Origin of the sequence: Mycobacterium sp. (genome assembly GCF_004298145.1) — a bacterium.
In the GTDB taxonomy this organism is placed as follows: Bacteria; Actinomycetota; Actinomycetes; order Mycobacteriales; family Mycobacteriaceae; genus Mycobacterium.
The window spans coordinates 1-25360 of the sequence record NZ_SCRH01000055.1 but is presented as its reverse complement, the minus strand read 5'-3'; the positions used below and the strand labels follow the sequence as shown (position 1 = coordinate 25360).

Annotated in this window: 24 protein-coding genes; 15 read left to right on the top strand and 9 right to left on the bottom strand. The window is 67.3% G+C overall.

Going from position 1 to position 25360, the window contains the following annotated elements:
• Window positions 1–173: 173 nt before the first annotated feature.
• Entirely contained in the window at window positions 174–1280 is a 1107-nt protein-coding gene (locus EPN51_RS23960) for an acyl-CoA dehydrogenase (protein WP_293047636.1), read from the bottom strand.
• Between the two features lie 7 nt (window positions 1281–1287).
• Entirely contained in the window at window positions 1288–2448 is a 1161-nt protein-coding gene (locus EPN51_RS23955; RefSeq protein WP_293047634.1) for an acyl-CoA dehydrogenase family protein, read from the bottom strand.
• A gap of 201 nt (window positions 2449–2649) precedes the next feature.
• Here EPN51_RS23955 and EPN51_RS23950 point away from each other — a divergent pair, with 201 nt between their 5' ends.
• The 3 genes from EPN51_RS23950 to holA are packed head-to-tail and all read left to right on the top strand — an operon-like array spanning window position 2650 to window position 6044.
• Window positions 2650–3507 (top strand): ComEA family DNA-binding protein, encoded by an 858-nt coding sequence (locus EPN51_RS23950; protein ID WP_293047632.1) that lies wholly within the window; start codon window positions 2650–2652, stop codon window positions 3505–3507.
• A gap of 50 nt (window positions 3508–3557) precedes the next feature.
• The gene (locus EPN51_RS23945; protein WP_293047630.1) at window positions 3558–5063 is read left to right on the top strand and encodes a ComEC/Rec2 family competence protein; all 1506 of its coding nucleotides are present in this window, start codon (window positions 3558–3560) and stop codon (window positions 5061–5063) included.
• A 30-nt stretch (window positions 5064–5093) separates the two neighbouring features.
• The gene (gene holA / locus EPN51_RS23940) at window positions 5094–6044 is read left to right on the top strand and encodes a DNA polymerase III subunit delta (RefSeq protein ID WP_293047776.1); all 951 of its coding nucleotides are present in this window, start codon (window positions 5094–5096) and stop codon (window positions 6042–6044) included.
• Between the two features lie 7 nt (window positions 6045–6051).
• Here the strand turns inward: holA and rpsT are convergent, their stop codons facing one another.
• Window positions 6052–6312: a 30S ribosomal protein S20 gene (gene rpsT, locus EPN51_RS23935; protein ID WP_293047628.1), complete on the bottom strand. Its 261-nt coding sequence runs from the start codon at window positions 6310–6312 to the stop codon at window positions 6052–6054.
• A 144-nt stretch (window positions 6313–6456) separates the two neighbouring features.
• Here rpsT and EPN51_RS23930 point away from each other — a divergent pair, with 144 nt between their 5' ends.
• The 4 genes from EPN51_RS23930 to EPN51_RS23915 are packed head-to-tail and all read left to right on the top strand — an operon-like array spanning window position 6457 to window position 10676.
• Complete coding sequence (locus tag EPN51_RS23930) at window positions 6457–8133, top strand: circularly permuted type 2 ATP-grasp protein (RefSeq protein WP_293047626.1); 1677 nt, start codon at window positions 6457–6459, stop codon at window positions 8131–8133.
• Window positions 8133–9110, top strand: a complete 978-nt coding sequence (locus tag EPN51_RS23925) for an alpha-E domain-containing protein (protein ID WP_293047624.1) — start codon at window positions 8133–8135, stop codon at window positions 9108–9110. Before EPN51_RS23930 ends, EPN51_RS23925 begins: the two co-directional genes overlap by 1 nt.
• Window positions 9110–9949: a transglutaminase family protein gene (locus EPN51_RS23920; protein ID WP_293047622.1), complete on the top strand. Its 840-nt coding sequence runs from the start codon at window positions 9110–9112 to the stop codon at window positions 9947–9949. Before EPN51_RS23925 ends, EPN51_RS23920 begins: the two co-directional genes overlap by 1 nt.
• Window positions 9950–9968: 19 nt before the next feature.
• Window positions 9969–10676: a hypothetical protein gene (locus EPN51_RS23915; RefSeq protein WP_293047620.1), complete on the top strand. Its 708-nt coding sequence runs from the start codon at window positions 9969–9971 to the stop codon at window positions 10674–10676.
• Window positions 10677–10688: 12 nt separating this feature from the next.
• Here the strand turns inward: EPN51_RS23915 and EPN51_RS23910 are convergent, their stop codons facing one another.
• The gene (locus tag EPN51_RS23910; RefSeq protein WP_293047618.1) at window positions 10689–11531 is read right to left on the bottom strand and encodes a ribonuclease Z; all 843 of its coding nucleotides are present in this window, start codon (window positions 11529–11531) and stop codon (window positions 10689–10691) included.
• A gap of 166 nt (window positions 11532–11697) precedes the next feature.
• Between EPN51_RS23910 and EPN51_RS23905 the strand changes: the two genes are divergently transcribed.
• Window positions 11698–12126, top strand: coding sequence for a CBS domain-containing protein (locus tag EPN51_RS23905; RefSeq protein WP_293047616.1), 429 nt, complete (start codon window positions 11698–11700; stop codon window positions 12124–12126).
• Window positions 12127–12297: 171 nt separating this feature from the next.
• Here the strand turns inward: EPN51_RS23905 and EPN51_RS23900 are convergent, their stop codons facing one another.
• On the bottom strand, window positions 12298–12900 hold the full coding sequence (locus EPN51_RS23900; RefSeq protein ID WP_293047614.1) for a type II toxin-antitoxin system PemK/MazF family toxin: 603 nt from the start codon (window positions 12898–12900) through the stop codon (window positions 12298–12300).
• 118 nt (window positions 12901–13018) lie between these two features.
• On the opposite strand from EPN51_RS23900, the gene lepA reads away from it, so the two are divergent.
• Together lepA and EPN51_RS23890 are read left to right on the top strand one after the other, a co-directional pair.
• A complete protein-coding gene (gene lepA / locus EPN51_RS23895; protein WP_293047774.1) occupies window positions 13019–14905 on the top strand; it encodes a translation elongation factor 4 in 1887 nt (628 codons plus the stop codon).
• A gap of 2 nt (window positions 14906–14907) precedes the next feature.
• A complete protein-coding gene (locus tag EPN51_RS23890; RefSeq protein ID WP_293047612.1) occupies window positions 14908–15666 on the top strand; it encodes a sensor domain-containing protein in 759 nt (252 codons plus the stop codon).
• Window positions 15667–15818: 152 nt separating this feature from the next.
• On the opposite strand, the gene EPN51_RS23885 is transcribed toward EPN51_RS23890, so the two are convergent.
• Complete coding sequence (locus tag EPN51_RS23885; protein ID WP_293047611.1) at window positions 15819–17867, bottom strand: glycoside hydrolase family 15 protein; 2049 nt, start codon at window positions 17865–17867, stop codon at window positions 15819–15821.
• A gap of 124 nt (window positions 17868–17991) precedes the next feature.
• On the opposite strand from EPN51_RS23885, the gene EPN51_RS23880 reads away from it, so the two are divergent.
• The 5 genes from EPN51_RS23880 (at window position 17992) to EPN51_RS23860 (ending at window position 22352) form a co-directional block, all read left to right on the top strand.
• On the top strand, window positions 17992–18195 hold the full coding sequence (locus EPN51_RS23880) for a hypothetical protein (protein ID WP_293047609.1): 204 nt from the start codon (window positions 17992–17994) through the stop codon (window positions 18193–18195).
• A gap of 336 nt (window positions 18196–18531) precedes the next feature.
• On the top strand, window positions 18532–19563 hold the full coding sequence (locus EPN51_RS23875; protein ID WP_293047607.1) for a sulfate ABC transporter substrate-binding protein: 1032 nt from the start codon (window positions 18532–18534) through the stop codon (window positions 19561–19563).
• Window positions 19560–20432, top strand: a complete 873-nt coding sequence (gene cysT / locus EPN51_RS23870; protein ID WP_293047605.1) for a sulfate ABC transporter permease subunit CysT — start codon at window positions 19560–19562, stop codon at window positions 20430–20432. Before EPN51_RS23875 ends, cysT begins: the two co-directional genes overlap by 4 nt.
• Entirely contained in the window at window positions 20429–21259 is an 831-nt protein-coding gene (gene cysW, locus EPN51_RS23865; RefSeq protein ID WP_293047603.1) for a sulfate ABC transporter permease subunit CysW, read from the top strand. The genes cysT and cysW overlap by 4 nt, the downstream gene beginning before the upstream one ends.
• 1 nt (window position 21260) lies before the next feature.
• A complete protein-coding gene (locus EPN51_RS23860; protein ID WP_293047601.1) occupies window positions 21261–22352 on the top strand; it encodes a sulfate ABC transporter ATP-binding protein in 1092 nt (363 codons plus the stop codon).
• A gap of 220 nt (window positions 22353–22572) precedes the next feature.
• Here the strand turns inward: EPN51_RS23860 and EPN51_RS23855 are convergent, their stop codons facing one another.
• The 3 genes from EPN51_RS23855 to EPN51_RS29075 all read right to left on the bottom strand — a co-directional run bounded on the left by EPN51_RS23855 (window position 22573) and on the right by EPN51_RS29075 (window position 25150).
• The gene (locus EPN51_RS23855) at window positions 22573–23316 is read right to left on the bottom strand and encodes a phosphoadenylyl-sulfate reductase (protein ID WP_293047599.1); all 744 of its coding nucleotides are present in this window, start codon (window positions 23314–23316) and stop codon (window positions 22573–22575) included.
• Complete coding sequence (locus tag EPN51_RS23850; protein WP_293047598.1) at window positions 23313–24980, bottom strand: nitrite/sulfite reductase; 1668 nt, start codon at window positions 24978–24980, stop codon at window positions 23313–23315. Before EPN51_RS23850 ends, EPN51_RS23855 begins: the two co-directional genes overlap by 4 nt.
• Window positions 24981–25093: 113 nt before the next feature.
• Entirely contained in the window at window positions 25094–25150 is a 57-nt protein-coding gene (locus EPN51_RS29075) for an Ms4527A family Cys-rich leader peptide (protein ID WP_350494663.1), read from the bottom strand.
• Window positions 25151–25360 lie beyond the last annotated feature (210 nt).

The window sequence follows — 25360 nt, the reverse complement described above, 5'->3', positions numbered from 1 at the left end:
GCATCACCAATTCGGCGGGAACGGTGTTGCGACAGCCGGATTCGTCGGTACGCTCGGCGCCCATGCAGCGGGCGCCGAATACGGCGGGTGCGGGTCGTCGAGCGCGTAGCCCCGGAAGGCACTGACAGAAACCAGACAACCCCGTCGGAGAGCTTCGCGCGCCCGGCCAGGCGTCAGAGGCGAGCCAGGTCGTAGTCGCCGAGGTGCTCGATCAGGTTGTGCAGGTGCTCACCCGAGGTACCCAGGGTGTGTTCGATCGCGGTGAGCCGGGCCGCGTAGTGGCTGATCGGGTATTCCGCCGTCACCCCGATGCCGCCGTGCATTTGGATCGACTCCTGCGCGATGTGCCGGCCCGAACGGCCGATCTGCAGCTTGGCCCGCGAGGCGATCAGCGGATCGAGGTTGCCGTCGGCGATCGACATCGCCGCGTACAGGCTCATGCTGCGGGCCAATTCCAGCGAGACGTACATGTCGGCGGCGCGCTGCGTGAGCGCCTGGAACTTGTTGAGCGTGACACCGAACTGCTTGCGGGTCTTGAGATAATCGGCGGTCAGGCGCAGCGATTCCTCCATCGCCCCGAGTGCTTCGGCGCACAACGCCGACTGGATGCGGACGACGGCGTCGCGGATGGCGCCCGACGCGTCGGTCGCCTCACCCAGGGGTTCGGCCGGGGTGGAGTCCAGATCGATCTGGGCGCCGCGCCCTCCGTCGAAGGTCCGGTACGGGCGCCGGCCGGCCGCGCCCGCATCGACCAAGAACAGGCCGCTGCCACCGTTCGGCAAGGCGGCGCTGACGACCAACGTGTCGGCGCAGTCCCCGGCGAGCACCGGGTTCTTCCGGCCGCTCACTGCCCACGAATCACCTTGCTGCACAGCCTTGGTGGCCACATCGGCAGACGGTTTGCGTTGGCCCGGCTCGAGGTGGGCGAACGCCAGCAGCCGCTGCCCGGACGCGACCTCGTCGAGCAGCTGTTTCTGCTCCTGGCTGCCCAGCTCGGCGATCAGCGCGCCGGGCCCCAGCGCGGCGTGCAGGACGGGTTCCGGGGCCAGCCGACGTCCGATCTCGGTGAGCACCACCGCGATCTCGATCTGGCCGGACTCGTCGGGCTCAAAGCCGAGGCCGAGAATCCCGGTGTCGGCGAGCCGGCTCCAGACGTCGCGGCTCCAGCCGAGATCGGAGCCGATGACCTTGTTGCGGGTCTCCGGGTCATAGGTGCGAGCCAGCAGGTCGCGGGTGGTGTCGCGGAGCAGGGACTGCTCGTCGCTCAACTGAAAGTCCATGGCTGCCTCACAATCCCAGAATGGTGGACGCGATGATGTTGCGCTGCACTTCGCTGCTGCCGCCATAGATCGATGTCTTGCGGTAGTTGAGGTAGTGCGGCGCGCTGTGTTGCGCCCATGACGGCGACGAGATGTCTTCGCCGTTGGCCGGCAGCGCATCCGGCCCGGCGACCTCGACGAGCAGTTCGGTGGCCGCCTGCTGCAATTGGCTGCCGCGTAGCTTGAGCACCGACGACGCGGGGTTGGGCTGTCCGTTCGCGGAGTCGGTGACCACCCGAGACTGCGTGAGTTCCAGTGCGAGCAGTTCGTTTTCGGCCTCGGCCAGCCGCGCCGCGAACAACGGATCTTCGAGCATCCCGGTTGCCGCGGCGTGCTTCTTCACCTCGGCGAGGCGCACCTTGGTCCGGCCCACGCCGGCGATGCCGGTGCGCTCGTTGCCCAGCAGGAATTTCGCGTAGGTCCAGCCCTTATTTTCTTCTCCGACAAGCTGGTTGGCGGGCACGCGGACGTCCTCGAAGAAAACCTCGTTGACCTCGTGGCCGCCGTCGATCGTCTTGATGGGCCGCAGGGTGATGCCCGGGGTCTGCATGTCGAACAGCAGAAAAGAGATGCCGGCCTGACGCTTGGGCGCCTGCGGGTCGGTGCGCACCAGGCAGAAGATCCAGTCCGCATACTGGCCGAGCGTCGTCCAGGTCTTCTGGCCGTTGACGACATAGCTGTCGCCGTCGCGGACCGCGGTGGTGCGCAGCGACGCCAGGTCCGAACCGGCCTCCGGCTCGGAGAACCCCTGGCACCACCAGATGTCGAGGCTGGCCGTCGGCGGCAGGAAGCGCTGTTTGACCTCCTGGGAACCGAACTCGGCGATCACCGGGCCCACCATCTTGGTGTTGAAGTTCAGCGGCTCCGGGACGCACGCCAGCTGCATCTCGTCGGCCCAGATCTGGTGCTGGGTGGGTGTCCAGTCCTTGCCGCCCCACTCGACCGGCCAATTCGGTACCGCCAGACCGTGCTCGTGCAGGATCTTGTGACTGGCGACGATGTCGTCGCGGTTCGCCTCCGCCGAACCCTCTCGCACCCGGTCGCGCATCTCCTGCGGAATCTTGGTCGTATAGATGTTGCGGAGTTCGTCGCGGAACGCGGCTTCCTCCGGTGTGAGCGCCAGTTGCATGGCGGCCTCCTGTCGTTTCGGGGTGAACGTGGCGGCCCCCTCGCCCAGAGCTGATTTCTGGCGATGCTGGTCGTTCGCTCGACCTCCATCTTGACCCATCCCGTGCGGTCGCTGTGCACAGCCTCGGGTTAATCCACAGATCGGCACGGAAGCGTCGTTGGCCGGGGCGGTTGCGACGGTTGGCGGACCTACGGTCGGCCCATGCGAACAGAATTTTCGGCCGAGCGCCTGCAGCGACGGCTCCGGGCCGAACCGGACAGCGATGCGCTCGCCGAGCCCGAGGGCACCGGGGCGGCCTCGAACGAGGACTCCCCGGACGACGACCAGAATTCGCTGCTGCCCCGGTGGCTTCCCGACTCGTCCCAGAACGGCGGCTGGGTGGCGAAAGTGCGTGCCGACCCGGGACGCGCCGGCGCCATCGGGTTGGCGATCGTGGCGGCGCTGGCGGTACTGGTCACGGTTTTCACGTTGCTGCGCGACCGTCCGGCGCCGGTGATGTCGGCCAAGCTGCCACCGGTGGAGAAGGTGTCGACGGCGAGCCCCCGCTCGTCGGCCAGCCCGACCGCCGAACCGGACCACCCGGTGGTGGTGAGCGTGGTCGGCCTGGTGCACACCCCTGGCCTCGTGACGCTCGCACCGGGGGCGCGCATCGCCGACGCGCTGCAGGCCGCCGGCGGCGCGGTGAACGGAGCGGACACCATCGGACTGAACATGGCCCGACCGCTCGGCGACGGCGAGCAGATCGTGGTCGGTCTGGCTCCGGTGGTGGGACAGCCGACGGCGCTGGGCAGTTCGGTGGCTTCCGGATCGGCACCGACGTCGAAAGCGCCGCCGCCGCGGCCCGGGACGGTCAAGCCCAAGCCCGGCGAGGCGGTCGATCTCAACGCCGCGACGGTGCAGGAACTCGACGCGTTGCCCGGTGTCGGGCCGGTAACCGCCGCCGCGATCGTGGCGTGGCGGCAAGCCAACGGCAAGTTCACCAGCGTCGACCAGCTCGCCGATGTCGAGGGCATCGGGCCGGCGCGGCTGGAGAAGTTACGCGCCCTGGTCCGTGTCTGACCCGGGTGCCTCACTCCGGGTTGGGTGCAACGCCCTCGGGGCGCGTCGATGTGCGCCTGGTACCCGCCGCGCTGACCTGCTGGGCGGTGACCGCGGGCGGGATCTGGTGGCCGATCGGCCGGACGCTCGCCTGGTGCTGCGTCGTGCTGATCGGTGCTTCCGGAGCGCTCGCGTGGCACGCGCTGCACCGTCCCGACCGAGGTGCGCGGTTGCGGGCGATCAGCGCCGGGCTCGCGGCGATCGGTGTGGTGGGGGCGGGATACGGGTTCGCCGTTGCGCTGCGTGCCGATGCGGTCGGTCGCCACCCGATCACCGCGGCATTCGGGACGAGCGCCCCGGTCACGGTCATGCCGAGCGAAAGCGCGCAGTCGTTGGGCAGCGGCCGATTGATGTTTCGGGCCACCCTGCAACGCGTGCGGGGCGCGCAAATCTCCGGCCGAGTCGTCGTTTTCGCGCGCGCCGCAGATTTCGGTGGGCTGATGGTGGGCCAGCCGCTGCGCTTCACCGCGCGCATCAATCGCCCGACGCGGCGCGACCTGACGGTCGCGGTGCTCAACGCGTCGGGCCGGCCGACCATGGGTGCCGCGGGTGCCGTGCAACGGGCCGCGCACGTCGTGCGCAGTCGATTCTCCGCGGCGGTCCGTGACACATTGCCCGGCGAGCAGGGGGCGCTGCTGCCCGCGCTGGTGCTCGGCGACACCTCGGCGGTGCCAGGCGAAACGGGCCGCGACTTTCGCGCGGCCGGCATGACGCACCTGATGGCCGTGTCGGGCGCCAACGTGACGATCGTGTGCGCCGCCGTGCTGTTCGCCGCCCGATTGGTCGGTCCCCGGACGGCCGTCGTGCTTGCCGCCCTGACCCTGGTGGCCTTCGTCATCGTCGTGCAGCCGACGGCAAGCGTGTTGCGGGCGGCCGTGACGGGCGCCATCGCGCTGGCGGGAATGCTGTCTTCGCGTCGGCGGCAAGCCATTCCGGCCCTTGCCGCGACGGTGCTGGTGTTGTTGGCCGCCGCCCCGCAGCTGGCCGTCGATGTGGGGTTCGCGCTGTCGGTGCTCGCCACGGCCGCGTTGATCGTCATCGCTCCCGTCTGGTCGCGGCGGCTGACGGGAAGGGGCTGTCCCAAGCCGCTGGCCGACGCGCTTGCCGTTGCCTGGGCCGCACAGATCGTCACCGCCCCTCTGGTGGCCGCGATTTCCGGCCGGTTCAGCCTGGTTGCCGCCGCCGCCAACCTCGTGGTGGCGACCGTGATCGCGCCGATCACGGTGCTGGGCACCGCGGCGGCCGCGCTCTGCACACTGTGGCCGGCCGCCGCCCGGCTGCTGATTCGTTTCACCGGCCCCGAGTTGTGGTGGGTGGGCGGTGTGGCGCGCTGGGCGGCCGGCATGCCCGGCGCGACGGTGCCGGTTCCCGACGGTATGCCCGGCACGCTGATCGTCGGCGCTGCCACGGTGCTGGTGGTCGTGCTGTGGCGGTGGCGACGATTCCGCGTCCTGTCGGCAGCGGCCGTGCTGGGGGTGATGGCGTGGTCGCTGTCGGGGCTCGTCGGTCGGTCGTGACACCATCGTGGGGTGAACGAGGTTTCGCCGTTGCACCTGGTCCTGGGAGACGAGGAACTGCTGGTCGAGCGGGCGGTGGCCGACGTGCTGCGGTCGGCGCGGAAACGGGCCGGCACCGACGACGTTCCGGTCAACCGGATGCGGGCGGGCGACGTCAGTACCTTCGAGCTCGCCGAGCTGCTGAGCCCCTCGCTGTTCGCCGACGAACGCATCGTTGTGCTGGAGGCCGCCGGCGAAGCCGGCAAAGACGCTGTGGCAGTGATTGTTTCGGCCGCAACCGATATGCCGTCGGGCGTCGTGCTGGTGGTCGTGCACTCGGGCGGCGGGCGGGCCAAGGCGCTGGCCACCGAGCTGCAGTCGCTCGGCGCCGAGGTGCACCCGTGCGCGCGGGTCACCAAGCTCAGCGAACGCATCGATTTCGTCCGCAAGGAGTTCCGCGGGCTGCGGGTCAAGGCCGACGAGGGGACGGTGACCGCGATGCTGGACGCGGTCGGCTCCGATCTGCGGGAGCTGGCGGCCGCCTGCTCCCAATTGGTGGCTGACACCGGCGGAGCGATCGACGCCGCCGCGGTGCGCCGCTATCACAGCGGCAAGGCCGAGGTGAAGGGCTTCGACATCGCCGACAAGGCGGTGGCCGGCGACATCGAAGGAGCCGCCGAGGCGCTGCGGTGGGCGATGATGCGGGGCGAGCCCCTGGTGGTGCTGGCGGACGCGCTGGCCGAGGCGATTCACACCATCGGCCGCGTCGGCCCGCTGTCGGGGGATCCGTACCGCCTGGCGTCACAGCTGGGGATGCCGCCCTGGCGGGTGCAGAAGGCCCAGAAACAGGCCCGGCATTGGTCGCGCGACACGGTCGCGACGGCGATGAAGGTTGTCGCCACGCTCAACGCGAATGTCAAGGGGGCGGTGGTGGACGCCGACTACGCCCTGGAATCCGCGGTCAGAAAGGTTGCCGAGCTAGCCGCCCAGCGCGGCCACTGAGGGGGCCTCAGAGCTTGTTGAGGGCCTGCGCCAGCGCGGACTTCTTGTTGGCCGCCTGGTTCTTGTGGATCACACCCTTGCTGGCGGCCTTGTCCAGCTTGCGGTTGGTCGACACCAGCAACTCGGTGGCCTTGTCTTTGTCCCCGGCGCCGGCGGCCTCGCGGAAGGCGCGGACAGCGGTGCGCAGCGACGACTTCACCGACTTGTTGCGCAGGCGAGCGCGCTCGTTCGTCTTGTTGCGCTTCTGCTGCGACTTGATGTTGGCCACGCTCGAGTTCCTTCTTCGATCAGACGTTTGGTTGGGCGCCGGATATCACCACAGCGATTGCCCAGGTTATCAGTGAGTTACGTTTTCTCCCAAAACGGGAACACGTGGGCTGCCAGAACGTCGATCTGAGGCAGCATCTGAACAGTGAGTCTGACGAACCAGCTCGAGGAGACCAGGCGGGGTTTTCGCCCCGCGCGCTCGGAGCGCATTTTCGGCGGATACAACACGTCCTCGGACGCCTACGAGATGGCCTTCGATGAGATGTTCGACGCCCAGGGCGCCGTTCGCGGCCCCTACAAGGGCATCTATGCCGAGCTCGCGCCGTCGGACGCGTCGGAGCTGAAAGCTCGCGCCGAGGCACTGTCCCGCGCCTTCCTCGACCAGGGCATCACCTTCTCGTTGTCGGGGCAGGAGCGGCCCTTTCCGCTGGACTTGGTGCCGCGGGTCATCTCCGCGGCCGAGTGGACCCGCCTGGAGCGCGGCATCACCCAGCGGGTCAAGGCGCTCGAGATGTACCTCGACGACATCTACGGCGATCAGGAAATCCTCAACGACGGGGTGATCCCGCGCCGCTTGGTCACCTCCTGCGAGCATTTTCACCGCCAGGCGATGGGCATCGTCCCGCCCAACGGTGTACGGATCCATGTGGCCGGCATCGATTTGATTCGGGACGAAAAGGGAAATTTCCGGGTCCTCGAGGACAACCTGCGCTCGCCGTCGGGCGTCTCCTACGTGATGGAGAACCGGCGCACCATGGCGCGCGTCTTCCCGAACCTGTTCGCCACGCATCGCGTGCGCTCGGTGGACGATTACGCCGCCCACCTGCTGCGGGCGCTGCGCAGCTCCGCGGCCACCAACGAGGCCGACCCCACGGTGGTGGTGCTGACCCCGGGCGTCTACAACTCGGCGTATTTCGAGCATTCGCTGCTGGCCCGTCAGATGGGGGTCGAGCTGGTCGAAGGGCGCGACCTGTTCTGCCGCGACAACCAGGTGTACATGCGCACCACCGCGGGGGAGCGCCAGGTCGACGTCATCTATCGGCGCATCGACGACGCGTTCCTGGACCCGCTGCAGTTCCGCGCCCACTCGGTGCTGGGGGTGGCGGGTTTGGTCAACGCCGCCCGCGCAGGGAACGTCGTCATCTCCAGCGCGATCGGCAACGGCGTCGGCGACGACAAACTCGTCTACACGTACGTGCCCACCATGATCGAGTACTACCTGGGCGAGAAGCCGCTGCTGGCCAACGTGGAGACGCTGCGCTGCTGGCTCGACGACGAACGCGACGAGGTGCTCGACCGGATCGACGAGCTGGTCCTCAAGCCGGTCGAGGGATCCGGCGGCTACGGGATCGTGTTCGGCCCGGAGGCCTCCCCGAAGGAGTTGGCCGTCGCCGCCAAGAAGATCCGCGACGATCCGCGGAGCTGGATCGCCCAGCCGATGATGGAGCTGTCGACCGTGCCGACGCAGGTCGGCAGTGCCCTCGCGCCCCGCTACGTCGACCTGCGGCCGTTCGCGGTCAACGACGGCAACGACGTGTGGGTGTTGCCCGGCGGGCTCACCCGGGTGGCCCTGGTCGAGGGGTCACGGGTGGTCAACTCCAGCCAGGGCGGTGGCTCGAAGGACACCTGGGTGTTGGCGTCGCGGGCATCGGCCGGCGACCACGAGCTCGAGGCGGCAGAGGTGGTGCGCTCGTTGCCGACCTCCATGCCCGACCCCATGTTGGACGACCCTGCGCGGCTGACGCCGCAACAGCCGCAACCCACCGAACAGCCTCGGCGCGAGCAGCTCAAGCAACAGCAGCAACACCGGGCGGTGCGCTGATGCTGGCACGTAACGCCGAGTCGCTCTACTGGATCGGCCGCTACGTCGAGCGCGCCGACGACACCGCGCGAATTCTGGACGTGGCGCTGCACCAATTGCTCGAGGATTCCAGCGTCGACCCGGATCAGGCTTCGCGCCTGCTGCTGCGGGTGCTCGGCATCGACCCGCCGGACCACGACCTGGACGTGTGGTCGTTGACCGACTTGGTGGCCTATAGCACCAACGCCGCAGGTGGCTGCTCGATCGTCGACGCCGTCACCGCGGCACGGGAAAACGCGAAGTCGGCGCGGGAGGTGACGTCCAGCGAGATATGGGAGTGCCTCAACACCACCTACCACGCCCTACCCGAACGTGAACGCGCCGCCAAACGCCTTGGGCCACACGATTTCCTGTCGTTCATCGAGCGGCGGGCGGCGATGTTCGCCGGCCTGGCCGACTCGACGCTGTCGCGCGACGACGGATATCGCTTCATGGTGTTGGGCCGCGCGATCGAGCGGGTCGACATGACCGTGCGGCTGTTGCTGTCGCGGGTCGGGGACAGCGCCTCGTCCCCGGCGTGGGTGACGCTGCTGCGCTCGGCGGGTGCGCACGACACCTACCTGCGCACCTACCGCGGTGTGCTCGATGCGGGCCGAGTGGTCGAGTTCATGTTGCTCGACCGGCTGTTTCCGCGTTCGGTGTTCTATTCGCTGCGGTTGGCCGAACACAACCTCGACGAACTGGTCCACAATCGGCAGAGCCGGATCGGGGCCACCGCGGAGGCCCAGCGGTTGCTCGGGCAGGCCCGCAGCGAATTGGAGTTCGTCCAGCCCGGTGTGCTGCTGGAGACGTTGGAAAGCCGGTTGGCGGGCCTGCAGCGCACCTGCCGCGATGTCGGAGAAGCCTTGGTGCTGCAGTACTTTCACGTCACCCCCTGGGTGGCGTGGTCGGATGCCGGTCAGCACGCCCGACTGATCGGCAGGAAAGGGGACGGCTGATGTGGCGGCTGCGGGTGGTCCACACCACGGGATACGCCTACCAGTCGCCGGTGACCGCCTCCTACAACGAAGCCCGGCTGACGCCGCGGTCGAACAACCGGCAGAACGTCATCCTCAACCGCGTCGAAACCATCCCGGCCACCCGGTCCTACCGCTACATCGACTATTGGGGCACCGCGGTGACGGCGTTCGACCTGCACGCGCCGCATACCGATCTCACGGTGATGTCCTCCTCGGTCGTCGAGACCGAGCGCGCCGAGGCGCCGACCACCGAGGTGGGCTGGAGCGACCTGCACTCGGATGCGGTGATCGATCGCTTCGACGACCTGCTCCGCCCGACCGAGCACACCCCGGCCAGTAAGCGGGTCGCATCGGTGGGCAAAAAGCTCAGCAAAACCCACGGGCCGGCCGAAGCCGTTGTCGCCACGGCAAATTGGGTGCGCGACGAGCTGGACTACCTTCCGGGAACCACCAGCGTGCACTCGTCCGGGCTGGACGCGCTGAAAGAGGGCAAGGGCGTCTGCCAGGACTTCGTGCACCTGTCGTTGATGTTGTTGCGCGGCATGGGAATTCCCGCGCACTATGTCTCGGGCTACTTACATCCCAAACCCGACGCCGTCGTCGGGGACACCGTGGACGGGCGAAGTCACGCCTGGATCGAGGCCTGGACGGGCGCGTGGTGGAGCTATGACCCCACCAACGACGCCGAGATCACCGAACAGTACGTCGGCGTCGGGGCGGGCCGCGACTACGCCGACGTTCCCCCGTTGAAAGGCATCTACTCCGGGGAGGGCGCCACCGACCTGGACGTGATCGTGGAGGTCACCCGGCTCGCCTAGCGGGGAATACCGTTGCGTGATGAACGATGCACCCGACGGCGCGACTCGGCTCGAGGTGAACCAGCCCGGCCGCGGCGGGCCGCCCCTGACGTCGCTTGCCCTGCTCTGCATCGGGCTGCTGTTCGGCGGGATCGCGATCGGAGTCGGGATGGGCGGCGTCATGCCGTTGCCGTACGGCCCGGCGAGTGCGGTCGCGGCGTACGTGCGTACCCAGCCGGCGGCCGTGCGCGTCATCGCCGTCGCGACATTCGCGTCGTCGGTCCCGTTGGCGATCTACGCGGCGACGGCCGGCGCGCGGTTGAGGCAACTCGGAGCCAGTGCCGCCGCCACGATCGCGCTCACCGGCGGCATTTTGGCCGCCGGGGCGCTCGCTCTCGCCGGATTGCTGGGCTGGACGATGTCGTGGCCGGAAGTCAATGCCGACACTGCGTTGGTCAGAGCGCTCTACCTGCTGGTCTTTCTCACCGGCGGCCCGGGCCACATCGTGGCGTTGGGCCTGCTGGTGGCCGCGATGGCGGCACCCGGGGCGGCCCGGGGAGTGCTGCCCGGGCCGGTCGCCCGGATCGGCCTGGCGACGGCCGTCCTCGCCGAATCGGCGGTGGCGGTGTTGATCTGGCCCGCGCTGGGTGTCATATTGCCGATCGCGCGGGTCTCGATGTTGACCTGGTTGGTAGCGGCCGGTGTCGCCATCACCCGTGCGGCACAACGGGATTCGTCGGCCGGGTGAGCGCCGGCAGTGTTAGCGGGGTGCGTCGACCTGAACCCGGTGCAGGTCGTCACCGAGCTCGATGCGCCCATCGAATTCCCGGGCCGCCAACGCGCGCCACTGTTCTTCCTGGCCGGGCACCAGGGCCGGCACGTAGTGCGTCATGACCAGGGTGTCCACGCCCGCGCGGGCCGCGGTTGCCGCCGCCTCTTCCACCGACGAGTGGTAGTCGCAGATATCGACGAACCGCTGCTGGGGGATGGTGGCGACGATGTCCTTGCGGATCACGGTGTGCACCAGCGCGCCGGCACCGGCCGCCAGCTCGTCCAGGCTCGCGCACGGCACGGTGTCGCCGGCGAGCACCACCGCCGCTGCCTCGTATTCGATGCGGAATCCGATGGTCGGGGCCACCGGCCGGTGATCGGTAGGGGCCACCCGGATCGAGACGCCGTCGCGGTCCCACACGGGACCCTCGGTGTGTTCGTGGACCTCGACGGCCGGCGGCGCATTCAGATCGGCGTGATGGGCGATCCGGTAGCCGATGTCGTGGTGGAATGCCTTCAGCGTCGCCTCCACCAGTTCGCCGGTGCCGGGCGGCCCGATGATGGCCAGCGGCGCGGGATCGGGGGTGAAGGTGCTGATCCACCGCGTGATGAGGACGTCGCCGAGGTCGCCGACGTGATCGCTGTGCAGGTGGGTGAGCAGCAACGCCGACAACCCGGCCGCGCCCACCCCGATGGCCGCCGCGCGCTGGAGCACCCCACGCCCGCAGTCCACCAGGAACACCTGACCGCCGGCCCGCACCAGGGTCGACGGCCCGGCGCGGTTCGGGTCTGGGATCGGACTTCCGGTGCCCAGCAGGGTGACCTCGATCATGGCCCTATCTTGCCGGGCCCGCCCGTGACCAGGGGACCGATCGACCGATCCGGCCGGTCTTCGGCGCGTGGACAATCTGTTTGCAGGTTCTGTTGGTGGCTTTTGCGCCGCGCGAGTTAGCCGTAGCCTGGTGTGAAGCGGATCACAAACCCGGCTGGAGGCCTTCATGCGGATTGCGGACGTCTTGCGGAACAAGGGCGCGGCGGTGGTGACCATCAACCCGGACGCGACGGTTCGTGAGCTGCTCGCGGGCCTGACCGAGCAGAACATCGGCGCCATGGTGGTGGTCGGCGCCGAGGGTGTCGTCGGCATCGTGTCGGAGCGCGACATCGTACGCCAGCTGCACACCCACGGGGCCAGCGTGCTGTCCCGCCCGGTGGCCAAGATCATGACCAGCATGCTGGCCACGTGCACGAAGACCGACGAGGTCGACGCCATCAGTGTCCTGATGACCAAGAACCGGGTGCGCCACGTGCCGGTGCTGGACGGGAAAAAGCTGATCGGCATCGTCAGCATCGGAGACGTGGTGAAGACCCGGATGGAAGAGCTCGAGGCCGAGCAGCAGCAGTTGCAGTCCTACATCACTCAGGGCTGACTGCCCGGCTCCTCCTCGGGCCGCGTGCGGCCTGCATCGCCGCCGGGCGGGGCTAGCTCTGGGCGGGCCTGCTCAAGCCGCTCGCCGAGAGTGCACTCAGGGCGAGGATTCAAGGCCGTCTTCTCGGCGTCGTTACACGCTCGGCGGATTGCCCGACACGCGCGGCGGAGATCAGCGCCAGGAGTAGTCGGCGCGCAGTCGGGCCGCCACCACATCGAAGATCTCGCGATCCAGAATGGCGCCCTCGCGGCGAATGCCCCCTTCGGGCACGTCGAGCACGCGGTCCAGCCGAACCCAGCTGGATCTTCCCTCGTAATCCCAACTGCCAGAACCGATTCCAACCCACTCGGGATCCGCAGCATGGCGTTCCTGGCTGGAGACCATCAACCCCAGCAGGACGCCGCGGTCACGTCCGACGACCAGCACCGGCCGGTCCTTGCCCCGGGTGGGATCGTCCTCGTAGACCACCCACGTCCAGACGATCTCGCCGGGGTCGGCGCGGCCGTCCAGGCTCGGCGCGTACACCAACCTGCGGGCCCGCTGCGCGGTGGGCAGGCTGCTGCTGGTCACCGGCCGTCCGGTGGCCGTCGCGTCGGACGGTGGCGGCGCCGCGGCGGCGATGACGTTCGCGGTGATCCGCACGGCCTGCTGCAGCTCGCGCAGGACGGTCTGGGAATTCTGCACGTGCCGGACCAGCCGTGGGGCCCCGTTGAACACCAGATTCTCGGCAAACCGCTGGAACATCTTCCACTGCGATTTCCGGGCAGAGGCCATATTCGCAGCATAGACGCGAGCAACCGGGCGCGACTGTGTCCAAGTAGGTCTCCACGACCCTGCGTAGATACGCTGGACATGCCCGCGAACCGGCCCGGAAAGCGGCCGCGCAGCGCCCATCACGCTTGAAGTAGACCAGGAGATCCCCATCAGCAGTTTCGCCGACAAGACCTTCACCGCGCCGGCACAGATTCGGAACTTCTGCATCATCGCCCACATCGATCACGGCAAGTCGACGCTGGCCGACCGGATGCTGCAGCTCACCGGTGTCGTCGATGAGCGCTCGATGCGCGCCCAATACCTGGACCGGATGGACATCGAGCGCGAGCGCGGGATCACCATCAAGGCGCAGAACGTGCGGCTGCCCTGGAAAGTATCGGGAGACGAAGCCGCCGAAATGGACTATGTCCTGCATCTAATCGACACCCCGGGCCACGTCGACTTCACCTACGAGGTGTCGCGCGCGCTCGAGGCCTGCGAGGGCGCGGTGCTGCTGGTCGACGCCGCGCAGGGCATCGAGGCCCAGACCCTGGCCAACCTGTACCTGGCGCTGGACCGCGATCTGACGGTCATCCCGGTGCTCAACAAGATCGACCTGCCGGCCGCCGACCCGGACCGCTACGCCGGTGAGCTCGCCCACATCATCGGCTGCGAGCCGGACGAGGTGCTGCGGGTGTCCGGCAAAACCGGTGAGGGCGTGGCGGACCTGCTCGACGAGGTGGTGCGCCAGGTACCGCCCCCGCAGGGCAAGGCCGACGCGCCGCTGCGGGCGATGATCTTCGACTCGGTCTATGACATCTACCGCGGCGTGGTGACGTACGTCCGGGTGGTGGACGGAAAAATCACCCCGCGCGAGCGGATCGCGATGATGTCCACCGGCGCCACGCACGAACTGCTCGAGGTCGGCATCGTCTCGCCCGAGCCGAAGGCCAGCGAGGGCCTGGGCGTGGGCGAGGTGGGCTACCTGATCACCGGAGTCAAGGACGTCCGCCAATCCAAGGTGGGTGACACCGTGACGACGGCCCGGCGCGGCGCCGCCGAAGCGCTGACCGGATACCGCGAACCCAAGCCGATGGTCTACTCGGGTCTGTATCCCGTGGACGGTTCGGACTACCCGGACCTGCGCGACGCTTTGGACAGGCTGCAACTCAACGACGCGGCCCTGACTTATGAGCCGGAGACGTCGGTGGCGCTGGGCTTCGGATTCCGTTGTGGCTTCCTGGGTTTGCTGCACATGGAGATCACCCGCGAGCGCCTGGAGCGAGAGTTCGACCTGGATCTGATTTCGACCTCACCCAACGTGGTCTATCGCGTGATCAAAGAGGACGACACCGAAATCGTCGTGACCAACCCATCGGACTGGCCGGAGGGCAAGGTCCGCACGGTGTACGAGCCGGTGGTGAAGACCACCATCATCGCGCCCAGCGAGTTCATCGGCACCATCATGGAACTGTGCCAGTCGCGCCGGGGCGAGCTCGGGGGGATGGACTACCTGTCGCCCGAACGCGTCGAGCTGCGCTACACGATGCCGTTGGGCGAGATCATCTTCGACTTCTTCGACTCCCTGAAGTCACGCACCCGCGGCTACGCCAGCCTCGACTACGAGGAGGCCGGCGAGCAAGAGGCCCAGCTGGTCAAGGTCGACATCTTGTTGCAGGGCGAGGCGGTCGACGCGTTCAGCGCCATCGTGCACAAGGACGGTGCCTCCGCCTACGGCAACAAGATGACCACCAAGCTCAAAGAGCTGATCCCGCGCCAGCAGTTCGAGGTGCCGATCCAGGCGGCGATCGGATCGAAAATCATTGCGCGCGAGAACATCCGCGCCATCCGGAAGGACGTGCTGTCCAAGTGTTACGGCGGTGACATCACCCGCAAGCGCAAACTTCTGGAAAAACAGAAGGAAGGCAAGAAGCGGATGAAGACCATCGGGCGGGTCGACGTGCCGCAGGAAGCGTTCGTCGCGGCGTTGTCCGCGGACGCGGCGGGGGACAAGGGCAAGAAGTAGCCATGCGGATATGCAAAGCGGCGGCGATGCTCGCGGCGGTCGCCGCGGTGGTGACGGGCTGCGGCACGGTCGTGGGCGGCACGGCGAAGCCGGCGCCGAACCTGAAGCTGCGACCGCTCAGCGGTGCGACGGTGAGCAACGTGCTTCTCGACGGCGCGACGCTCTCGCGGATGCTCGGCCAGACCTTGGTGTCCCGCGATCCGCCCCAAGTCGGCGGTCCCGAGAAGCTCTACCAGATCAGGCGGTCGATATCGCAGGCCGGTTGCCTGGGCGTGACGGCGATGCTGCAGAAGAGCGTGTACCGGTCTGCCCAAGTCAAAGACGTTGCGTCGGAGTCGTGGTGGAACAACGGCGAACCGGCCCAGGTGATCACCGTGATGGAGGGCATCGTCACGCTGCCGTCGGCCTCGCAGGCACAGGCGCTGTTTGCGCAATTCACCCAGCAGTGGCAACAGTGCAACGGCATGACGACATCGGAACAGACCGGCCCGATCAGCACCACGAACGTCATCAGCGATGTGCGTGGCACCGCTACCACCATCGCGGCGACCAAAACCGCGACCTCGGTGCTGCCCAATATGCCGGCCCTGCGGCCCACCCCGCAGGCGCGTGCCATCGGTATCCGGTCGAACTGCCTGGTCGAAGTCGAGGTGGTCTTCTTCGGCGGGCGGCGATCCACCGACCCGGGATCAGCCGACCTCAACACCAGCGCACTCGACATCGCGCACGCCGTGATGGACAGGGTCAACGCCCTGAGCTGACCGCGAGGGCCTGATGGCGGCGACCCGCTTCGCCCGGCTCGTGCTGATGTGGCGACCCGCTTCGCCCGGCTCAACCTGATGTGGCGACCCGCTTCGCCCGGCTGCGCCGCGCTCGCGATCGCCACAGCCGCGCTTGCGATCGCCGGTGCCGGCTACATCGGCGCGTTGGCGGGCTGGAACATCCCGGAGCCGTCGGCTTCCTCCTCGGCCCGGATCACGTGCACCACCGCGTTGATCAGCGCCAGGTGGGTGAACGCCTGCGGGAAGTTGCCCAGCTGCCGGCCGGTGCGCGGCTCGATCTCCTCGGCGTAAAGGTGCAGCGGGCTGGCGTAGGACAGCAACCGCTCGCACAGGCGCTTGGCGCGCCGCACCTCCCCGATCTCGACCAGCGCCGACACCAGCCAGAACGAGCAGATCGTGAAGGTGCCCTCCTCACCGGACAGCCCGTCGTCGGTCTCCTCGACCCGGTAGCGCAGCACCAGGCCTTCCTGGGTGAGTTCCTCGGCGATCGCCAGCACGGTGTTGCGCACCCGCGGATCGTCCGGCGGTAGGAACCGCGTCAGCACCACCAACAGCAGCGAGGCGTCCAGCGCGTCGCTGCCGTAGCGCTGGGTGAACACCCCGCGCGAATCCACGCCGTGGTGCAGGATGTCGGCCTTGATCTCCTCGGCGATGGTCCGCCACTGCTGGGCATAGCTCTTCTCGCCCTGCCGCTCGGCCAGCTTCGCCCCGCGATCGAGCGCCACCCAGCACATCACCTTCGACGACGTGAAGTGCTGCGGTTCCCCGCGAACCTCCCAGATTCCGCGGTCGGGCTCACGCCAGTGCTTGATCGCCTCTTCCACCTGCTTCTTCAGCACCGGCCACAACGTCTCCGGGACCTGCTCGCGCGACTTGGCGTGCAGGTAGAAGGAGTCGAGGATGGAGCCCCAGATGTCGTGCTGGACCTGGTCGAAGGCCCCGTTGCCGATTCGCACCGGCCGGGCCTGGTCGTAGCCGGACAGGTGATGCAGCTCTTCTTCGACCAGACTGCGTTCGCCGCCCACCCCGTACATGACCTGCAGCGGGTGCCGCTCGTTGTTGTTGGCCCCCGAGACATCGGCGATGAAGGCGAAGAAGTCGTCGGCCTCGCGGTCGAGCCCGAGCGTGTACAGACCCCACAACGCGAACGTGGAGTCGCGCACCCAGGCGTAGCGGTAATCCCAGTTGCGTTCGCCCTGCGGTGTTTCCGGCAGCGACGTGGTGCTGGCCGCCAGCAGCGCGCCGCTGGGCGAGTAGGTCAAGCCCTTCAGTGTGAGCGCGCTGCGCTGCAGGTATGCCCGCCACGGGTGGTCGGGGAAGTTACCGATGTTGATCCACTGTCGCCAGCATTCGGTGGTCTGCCACATCTTGTCGGCGGCCTCTTCGTAGGTCTGCGGCGCCGGGTGTTTGGTCCAGCTCAGCGCGACGAACACGTCGTCGCCCTCTTTCATCCGGGTGCGTGCGCGCGCTTCCCGGCCTTCCAGCCCGATCCGCAGGTTGGTGGTGAGTCGCAGCGTCGGGTGGGCGTCGGGTTGCTTGGTGGCGCGCGCGATGGCCTCGCCGTACGCGGTGGCGGAGTATTCCCAGCTGGCCCCGACCCGGTGGTAGTCGAACGCCGGCTCGCAGCTCATCATCAGTTCGACGGTGCCGCTGACGCAGCGCACGGTGCGCAGCAGGATGTGCTCGGCATCCCAGTCCATCGGGGTGCGGCGATGCGTCCGCGACCGTCGGTCGAGGTCGTGCCAGGGGCCCATCACCAGCGCGTCACGCACGATCAGCCACCCGGTGTGGGTCTGCCAGGTGGTCTCCATGATGAGGCTGCCCGGCAGATACCGGCGGGCCGACGGCACCGAGACACCGTAGGGGCCCAACCGGAAATGGCCGGCACTGCGGTCCAGGATCGCCCCGAACACGCTCGGCGAGTCCGGCCGCGGCACACACAGCCACTCCACCGACCCGGCCGGCGATATCAGGCAGGTCGTTTCCCAGTCCGACAAGAACGCGTAATCGGCGATCGGTGGAAACGGATTACGCAGGGCTGCACTGGGAGCAAGGGGCCCGAGTGTGCGCAGGTCGATGGACGAAGACATCGCCGTCGCGGCCGCCGATGGAAACGCTTCCTCGGGCATGTCTTCGACCGGTCGGGCCGGTTGGTCGTCGGGCTGAACATGCAGAACCATCTGGACATCATCGACTGCGCGGCGGCCCTGCGTCCAACGTTTCGCCGCGGCGGCGTGCCGCGCAACCACCCGCGAGGTGCGCGCCGAGTTCACGCATTGGTTTTCGGTGGCGGGGCCGAATAGGGTGAGCTCCGTGAACGCGTTCCTCAATTGGTGGGACGGCAATGAGCTGTGGCTTTCGGGGTTGCCTTTCGTGCTGCAGGCCACGGTGGTGATGCCCATCGTGCTGGCGGTGGCCTACGGGACGGCGGCCGTGCTCGACAGCCTGCTCGGCAAGGGCATCGAGTCGATGCGCCGTACCCGCCGTGCCGGTGAGACACCCGGGTAACGCGCATGCCTCGGTCGCACGTGACGCTGGTTCTTCTCATCTTGCTGGCGCTGGTGATCGGCACGTGGCTGGTCACCCATGCGATGCACCGGTAAGGCGCCGGGCGGCTCCGCTCCGCCCCGGCCGCGGTGGCGGCACCATCGATTCCTGTTAGGCTTCCCGCCATGCGTGTGGCATTTGGCATTCCGGCGTGCTATGCCGTCGTGCATTGTTGTCGCTGACTCCCCAACCCGTGCGCGGTCTGGTTCTGGAGTTCTCGAATTCTCCTGAAGTTCTAGTTGCCTTTCCGCAGAGACGGGACCGAGATCCGATAAGTTCCGCAGCGGAAGGCCATCAATGGACATCAGGACCGCGTTGCGTCGGCGGCCTGTTCTCGCCCTGGTTTCGATAGCCGGCATCCTCGCCGGGTGCGACGGCGGTGCCAGCGATGCCGTCGGCGGCGGTGGTCTGGCCGATGCGCATACCAGTATCACGCTGGTCGCCTACTCAGTCCCAGAACCCGGGTGGAGCAAGATAATTCCGGTGTTCAATGCCGCCGATGAGGGCAAGGGCGTGCAGGTGGTGACCTCCTACGGGGCTTCCGGTGACCAATCTCGCGGTGTCGTCGACGGCAAGCCCGCCGACGTCGTGAACTTCTCCGTCGAACCCGACATCGCTCGATTGGTCAAGGCCGGCAAGGTCTCCAAGGACTGGAACAGCGACGCCACCAAGGGAATCCCGTTCGGCTCGGTGGTCACGCTGGTGGTGCGGAAGGGCAATCCGAAAAACATCAAGGATTGGGATGACCTGCTGCGCCCCGGCATTGAGGTCATCACGCCCAGCCCGCTGAGTTCGGGGTCGGCCAAGTGGAATCTCCTCGCGCCCTACGCCGTCAAGAGCGAAGGGGGCGCCGACAGCGCGGCCGGAGTGGATTTCATCAAGAAGCTGGTGACCGAGCACGTCAAACTCCGTCCCGGATCGGGACGCGAAGCCACCGACGTCTTCGTCCAGGGCAGCGGTGACGTGCTCATCAGCTACGAAAACGAGGCCATCGCCACCGAGCGGGCGGGCAAACCGGTCGAACACATTAACGTGCCGCAGACCTTCAAGATCGATAATCCGGTCGCGGTCGTCAACACCAGCCCCCACCTGCAGGCCGCCGTCGCGTTCAAGAACTTCCAATACACGGCCGCGGCCCAAAAGGTATGGGCGCAAGCCGGTTTCCGGCCGGTCGACCCGTCCGTCGCCGCCGATTTCCGAACCCAGTATCCGGTGCCGGCGAAACTGTGGACCATCGCCGACCTCGGCGGCTGGAGCGCGGCGGATCCGCAGCTGTTCGACAAGAACACCGGCAGCATCACCAAGATCTACACTCAGGCCACCGGATGACGGCGATCACGCCGGACCCGCTGGCAATCCGGCCCGAGCTCAGCGGCGACACCGGACAAGGGCCGCTCCCCGGGCTCGGCCCTGGGAGCACCGCCCTGCGGGTCGGGGTGGCCACGGTGTGGCTGTCGGTGATCGTGTTGCTGCCGCTGGCGGCGATCGCCTGGCAGTCCGCCGGCGGTGGCTGGCACGCGTTCTGGCTCGCGGTCACCTCGAACGCCGCGTTGGAGTCGTTCCGGGTGACCCTGACGATCTCGGCCGGTGTGACCGTGCTCAACCTGATTTTTGGTCTGGTGATCGCGTGGGTCCTGGTGCGCGACGACTTCGTCGGGAAGCGACTCGTCGACGCGATCATCGATCTGCCGTTCGCGCTGCCCACCATCGTCGCCAGCCTGGTCATGCTGGCGCTATACGGCAACAACAGCCCGGTGGGTCTTCATCTGCAGCACACCGCATGGGGTGTGGCGGTGGCGTTGGCCTTCGTCACGCTGCCGTTCGTGGTCCGCGCGGTTCAGCCGGTGTTACTGGAGGTGGACCGCGAAGCCGAGGAGGCGGCGGCGTCGCTGGGCGCCAGCGGCCTGAAGATCTTCACCTCCGTGGTGCTGCCGGCGCTGCTGCCCGCGTTGTTGTCCGGTGCGGGCCTGGCGTTCTCACGCGCGATCGGCGAGTTCGGGTCGGTGGTGCTGATCGGTGGCGCTGTGCCCGGCAAGACCGAAGTGTCGTCGCAGTGGATACGAACCTTGATCGAGAACGACGACCGCACCGGCGCCGCCGCAATATCCATTGTGCTGTTGGCGATTTCGTTCGTGGTCCTGCTCATCCTGCGGATCGTGGGCGGGCGCGCGGCCAAACGTCAGGAGCTGGCCGAATGACGTCGTCCACGGGGGTCCGCTATTCGCTGCGGTTCATCGCCCTCGGATACGTCTTCGTGTTGCTGGTCGTGCCGGTGACGTTGATCCTGTGGCGAACGTTTCGGCCCGGGTTCGGCGAGTTCTACGCCTGGGTGAGCACCCCGGCGGCGATATCGGCACTGAACTTGACGCTGCTGGTGGTGGCCATCGTGGTGCCCCTCAACGTGGTTTTCGGTATTCCCACGGCACTGGTGCTCGCGCGCAACAGGTTTCGCGGTAAGGGAGTGCTCCAGGCGATCATCGATCTGCCGTTCGCGGTCTCGCCCGTCATCGTGGGCGTGGCGTTGGTCGTGTTGTGGGGCTCGGGCGGTGCGCTGGGGTTCGTCGAAAAAGACCTCGGGTTCAAGATCATCTTCGGCCTGCCCGGCATCGTCCTCGCCAGCATCTTCGTCACCCTGCCGTTCGTCGTGCGTGAAGTGGAGCCGGTGCTGCATGAGCTGGGAACCGACCAGGAGGAGGCGGCGGCAACGCTGGGTTCGGGCTGGTGGCAGACGTTTTGGCGGATCACGCTGCCGTCCATCCGGTGGGGCCTGACCTACGGCATCGTGTTGACCATCGCACGTACGCTGGGGGAATACGGTGCGGTGCTCGTGGTGTCGTCGAACCTGCCGGGGAAGTCGCAAACACTGACATTGCTTGTTTCGGACCGGTATAACCGCGGTGTCGAGTACGGCGCCTACGCGCTGTCGACCTTGCTGATGGGGGTTGCGGTGCTGGTGCTGATTTTCCAGGTGGTTCTCGACGCCCGCCGCGCACGAGCGGCGAGACAGACCGGACGAGGAGGATGACGTGACAGACGCGGGTACCGGCCGCGGCGACCTCGCCATCATCGTGCGCGAAGCCAATAAATGCTACGGCGATTTCGTCGCACTGGACAATGTGGACTTCGTCGTGCCCACCGGGTCGCTGACGGCGTTGTTGGGTCCCAGTGGTTCGGGCAAATCGACCCTGTTGCGTGCCATCGCCGGCCTCGATCAACCCGACACCGGAACCGTCACGATCTACGGTCGTGACGTCACCCGGGTGCCACCGCAGCGCCGCGGTATCGGGTTCGTCTTCCAGCACTACGCGGCGTTCAAGCACTTGACCGTCCGCGACAACGTCGCTTTCGGGCTCAAGGTCCGCAAGCGGCCCAAAGCCGAGATCAAAGCCAAGGTCGACAACCTGCTTGAAGTGGTGGGGCTGAGCGGTTTTCAGGGTCGCTATCCCAATCAGCTGTCCGGTGGTCAGCGGCAGCGGATGGCGCTGGCGCGAGCGCTGGCGGTCGACCCGCAGGTGCTGCTGCTCGATGAGCCGTTCGGCGCGCTGGACGCCAAGGTGCGTGAGGATCTACGGGCGTGGTTGCGGCGCCTGCACGACGAGGTGCACGTGACCACGGTGCTGGTCACCCACGATCAGGCCGAGGCATTGGATGTGGCCGATCGGATCGCGGTGCTCAACCAAGGCCGGATCGAGCAGATCGGATCCCCGACCGACGTCTATGACGCCCCGGCGAACGCGTTCGTGATGTCGTTCCTCGGCGCGGTGTCCACATTGAACGGCGCCCTGGTGCGACCGCACGACATCCGGGTGGGTCGCAACCCCGACATGGCGATCGCCGGCGGCGACGGTACTGCGGAGTCCATCGGGGTGGTGCGGGCCACGGTCGACCGGGTGGTAGCACTGGGTTTCGAGGTGCGGGTCGAGTTGACCAGCGCCGCCACCGGCGGCTTCTTCACGGCGCAGATCACCCGAGGCGACGCCGAGGCGCTGGCGTTACGCGACGGTGACACCGTCTATGTGCGTGCCACCAGGGTGCCACCGATCGCCCCCGATGCGACGGACCCTGATCGCGGCGGAGATGAGGCCGACGAGGATGAGAACGCGCTGACGTCGGCGTGACTTCTCAGGGAGCGTGATCGGCGTTCGAACTCTATGCGAGACATGTTGGCGCTCTGACGGGTAGGCCAAACACAGAGGGCCTTCGTCGCCCCCATGAGTAACGGTGTGCCTACCATGACACGGTTCACGAATGCGGTAGCGCTTCTGGCAGTCGTTTATCGGTCCGGGGCCGCTGTGTCGCGGGGTGACACCACGGCGAAAGGCGGTGGTGCTGAACTCATCACGAAGCGTGCAGCCCGCATTCCGTTTTGGACAGCCCCTGCCAGCGCCCGCTGCGCGGGTCGGCGCCCGCCAGCGGCTTGGCCGTGCACGGGGCGCAACCGATCGACGAATAGCCTTCGTAGATAAGCGGATTGACCAGCACGCTGTGCTCTTCGATGTAGTCCTGCACGTCCTCGTCGGTCCACGCCACCATCGGGTTGACCTTCACCAGCTTGAAGCCCTCGTCGAAGCCGACCACCGGGGCGTTGGCGCGCGCGGCGGTTTCACCCCGGCGCAGCCCGGTCACCCACGCCGAATATCCACGCAACGCCTTGCCCAGCGGAGCGACCTTGCGCAGCCGGCAGCACTCGCCGGGATCACGCGCGAACAGATCCTTGCCCAACAGTTTGTCCTGTTCGGCGACGGTCTGCTCGGGAGTGACGTTGAGCACCCGGATGTCGTAAACGGACTCGATCGCGTCCCGCGTACCGAGGGTCTCCGCGAAGTGGTAGCCGGTGTCCAAGAACACCACCGGCACGCCCGGCCGCACCTTGGCGGCCAGATCGATCAACACGGCCTCCTGCATGCTGGAGGCCACCACGTAGTTGCAGGTGGCCCATCCGCGCGGCCCGTTGATGCCGCCGAACGTCTCGTCGGTCCAACGCAATACGTCGCTGGCGCTGGCGCCCCCGAGCTCGGCCGCGCCACGGGCGGCAAGCTCACGCAGTTCGGCTTCTGAAAATTTGGTTGTTCGTTCGCTCATCGCAAATCGTCCTCGTCTGCCCTCATTGCCCACTGTGCGAAACGTTCACCCTCGCCACGATATTTCAGGAAGTTGCGTGCGAGCCGTTCGATATAGTCAGCGAGTTCGTCGCTGGTGACCTTGTGCTGACGCAGTTTTCGGCCGAAGCCGCTGTCTTGGCCCAAGCTGCCGCCCAGGTGCACCTGGAAACCCTCGACCGAGCCGCCTTCTCCGTCGTCGATCATCTGGCCTTTCAAGCCGATATCGGCGACCTGAATGCGTGCGCACGAATTGGGGCAGCCGTTGATGTTGACGGTGATCGGAACATCGAGCTGCAGGTTGATATCCGCGAGCCGGCTTTCCAGCTCCGGCACCAAACTCTGCGCCTTGACCCGTGTTTCGGCGAATGACAATTTGCAGAATTCAATCCCCGTGCACGCCATCACATTCCGGCGCCAGTGCGACGGCTGTGACGGTAGGCCGAGTGCCTCCAGATTGGCGATCAGCTCGTCGAGCTTGTCGTCGGGTACGTCGAGGATCACCAGCTTTTGGTAGGGGGTCATCCGGATCCGGTCCGAGCCGACCCGCTCGGCGAGGTCGGCCACCGCGGTGAGGATGGTGCCCGACACCCGTCCCGCGATCGAGGCGACGCCCACCGCGTTGAGCCCGTTCTTGAGGCGCTGCACTCCGACGTGGTCGATCGGATGCGTGACCGGCTTTGGCGCCGGGCCGTCGATCAGCGGACGCTTGAGGTACTCGGTTTCGAGAATCTCGCGGAACTTGTCTATGCCCCAGTCCTTGATCAGGAACTTCATCCGCGCCTTGGAGCGCAGCCGTCGGTAGCCGTAGTCGCGGAAGATCGAGGTCACCGCGTGCCACACCTCGGGCACTTCTTCGAGCGGCACCCAGGCGCCGACCCGTTGGGCCAGCATCGGGTTGGTCGACAGTCCGCCACCCACCCACAGGTCCAGCCCGGGACCATGCTCGGGGTGGTTGACGCCGATGAAGGCGATGTCATTGACCTCGTGCACCACGTCTTGCAGACCCGAGATGGCCGTCTTGTACTTACGCGGCAGGTCGGCGAAGTCGGGCTGGCCGATGTAGCGGCGGGCGATCTCGTCGATCGCCCAGCTCGGGTCGAGCACCTCGTCGAGCGACTCACCGGCCAGCGGTGAGCCCAGGATCACGCGGGGGCAGTCGCCGCAGGCCTCGGCGGTCTGCAGTCCGACCTCGGCCAGCCGCCGCCAGATTTCGGGGACGTTCTCCACCTCGACCCAGTGGTACTGCACGTTTTCTCGGTCGGTGATATCGGCGGTGTCGCGGGCGAATTCGGTGGAGATCTGGCCTACGGTGCGCAGCGCGGCCGCCGAGAGCGCACCGCCGTCGCAACGCACCCGCATCATGAAGTATCTGGCTTCGAGCAACTCGGCGTTGTCGTCGCCGGTGAAGCTGCCGTCGTAGCCCTGCTCACGTTGGGTGTACAGGCCCCACCAGCGGAAGCGGCCGCGCAGATCGCTCTTGTCGATGCTGTCGAAGCCGTTCTTGGCGTAGATGGTCTCGATGCGCTCGCGCACATCCAGCGGGGCGCCGGCCTGCTTCATTTCTTCGTTCGGGTTCAGCGGCTCACGATTCCCCAGTGCCCATTGGCCCTCGTTACGGGCCTTTGCGGGGCGGGCGGTGGTCATCGGAAGTTCTCCTTCAAAAAGATCGCCAGCGCGGCCAGCACAGTTCACCGGCACTTATGGGCGGCACGGAACCGTCAGCCAGCTGGAGACACAGGGGGACTGGGTCTACCAAGTCAAGGCAGACAGATACAGCTGCAGACGCGCTTGAGATCGATGTGCCGTCGCGCCACGAGCACAATGTGCGGGCTGGGCCGGTCGACAGTCACGCCACCATTGTGCCACGGATGCTGAGGGGCCGCGCGAGCAGGTCAAATCTCGGTTGTGATGTCTCAGGACATGGGTGACAGTTCTGTATCAGGACATCGGTGACGGTTTGTGTGTCAGGACTTCGGTGACGGTTTCCCGGGGTTGGGGCGTTGGCCGCGGGGTCTTCCGTTGCC

What these genes read in the sequence shown, in the direction of transcription:
- EPN51_RS23960 (WP_293047636.1), bottom strand. Translation starts at nt 1,280, where the DNA reads ATGGACTTTCAGTTGAGCGACGAGCAGTCCCTGCTCCGCGACACCACC.
- EPN51_RS23955 (WP_293047634.1), bottom strand. Translation starts at nt 2,448, where the DNA reads ATGCAACTGGCGCTCACACCGGAGGAAGCCGCGTTCCGCGACGAACTC.
- EPN51_RS23950 (WP_293047632.1), top strand. Translation starts at nt 2,650, where the DNA reads ATGCGAACAGAATTTTCGGCCGAGCGCCTGCAGCGACGGCTCCGGGCC.
- EPN51_RS23925 (WP_293047624.1), top strand. Translation starts at nt 8,133, where the DNA reads ATGCTGGCACGTAACGCCGAGTCGCTCTACTGGATCGGCCGCTACGTC.
- EPN51_RS23920 (WP_293047622.1), top strand. Translation starts at nt 9,110, where the DNA reads ATGTGGCGGCTGCGGGTGGTCCACACCACGGGATACGCCTACCAGTCG.
- EPN51_RS23915 (WP_293047620.1), top strand. Translation starts at nt 9,969, where the DNA reads ATGAACGATGCACCCGACGGCGCGACTCGGCTCGAGGTGAACCAGCCC.
- EPN51_RS23910 (WP_293047618.1), bottom strand. Translation starts at nt 11,531, where the DNA reads ATGATCGAGGTCACCCTGCTGGGCACCGGAAGTCCGATCCCAGACCCG.
- EPN51_RS23905 (WP_293047616.1), top strand. Translation starts at nt 11,698, where the DNA reads ATGCGGATTGCGGACGTCTTGCGGAACAAGGGCGCGGCGGTGGTGACC.
- EPN51_RS23900 (WP_293047614.1), bottom strand. Translation starts at nt 12,900, where the DNA reads ATGGCCTCTGCCCGGAAATCGCAGTGGAAGATGTTCCAGCGGTTTGCC.
- EPN51_RS23890 (WP_293047612.1), top strand. Translation starts at nt 14,908, where the DNA reads ATGCGGATATGCAAAGCGGCGGCGATGCTCGCGGCGGTCGCCGCGGTG.
- EPN51_RS23885 (WP_293047611.1), bottom strand. Translation starts at nt 17,867, where the DNA reads ATGGTTCTGCATGTTCAGCCCGACGACCAACCGGCCCGACCGGTCGAA.
- EPN51_RS23875 (WP_293047607.1), top strand. Translation starts at nt 18,532, where the DNA reads ATGGACATCAGGACCGCGTTGCGTCGGCGGCCTGTTCTCGCCCTGGTT.
- cysT (WP_293047605.1), top strand. Translation starts at nt 19,560, where the DNA reads ATGACGGCGATCACGCCGGACCCGCTGGCAATCCGGCCCGAGCTCAGC.
- cysW (WP_293047603.1), top strand. Translation starts at nt 20,429, where the DNA reads ATGACGTCGTCCACGGGGGTCCGCTATTCGCTGCGGTTCATCGCCCTC.
- EPN51_RS23855 (WP_293047599.1), bottom strand. Translation starts at nt 23,316, where the DNA reads ATGAGCGAACGAACAACCAAATTTTCAGAAGCCGAACTGCGTGAGCTT.
- EPN51_RS23850 (WP_293047598.1), bottom strand. Translation starts at nt 24,980, where the DNA reads ATGACCACCGCCCGCCCCGCAAAGGCCCGTAACGAGGGCCAATGGGCA.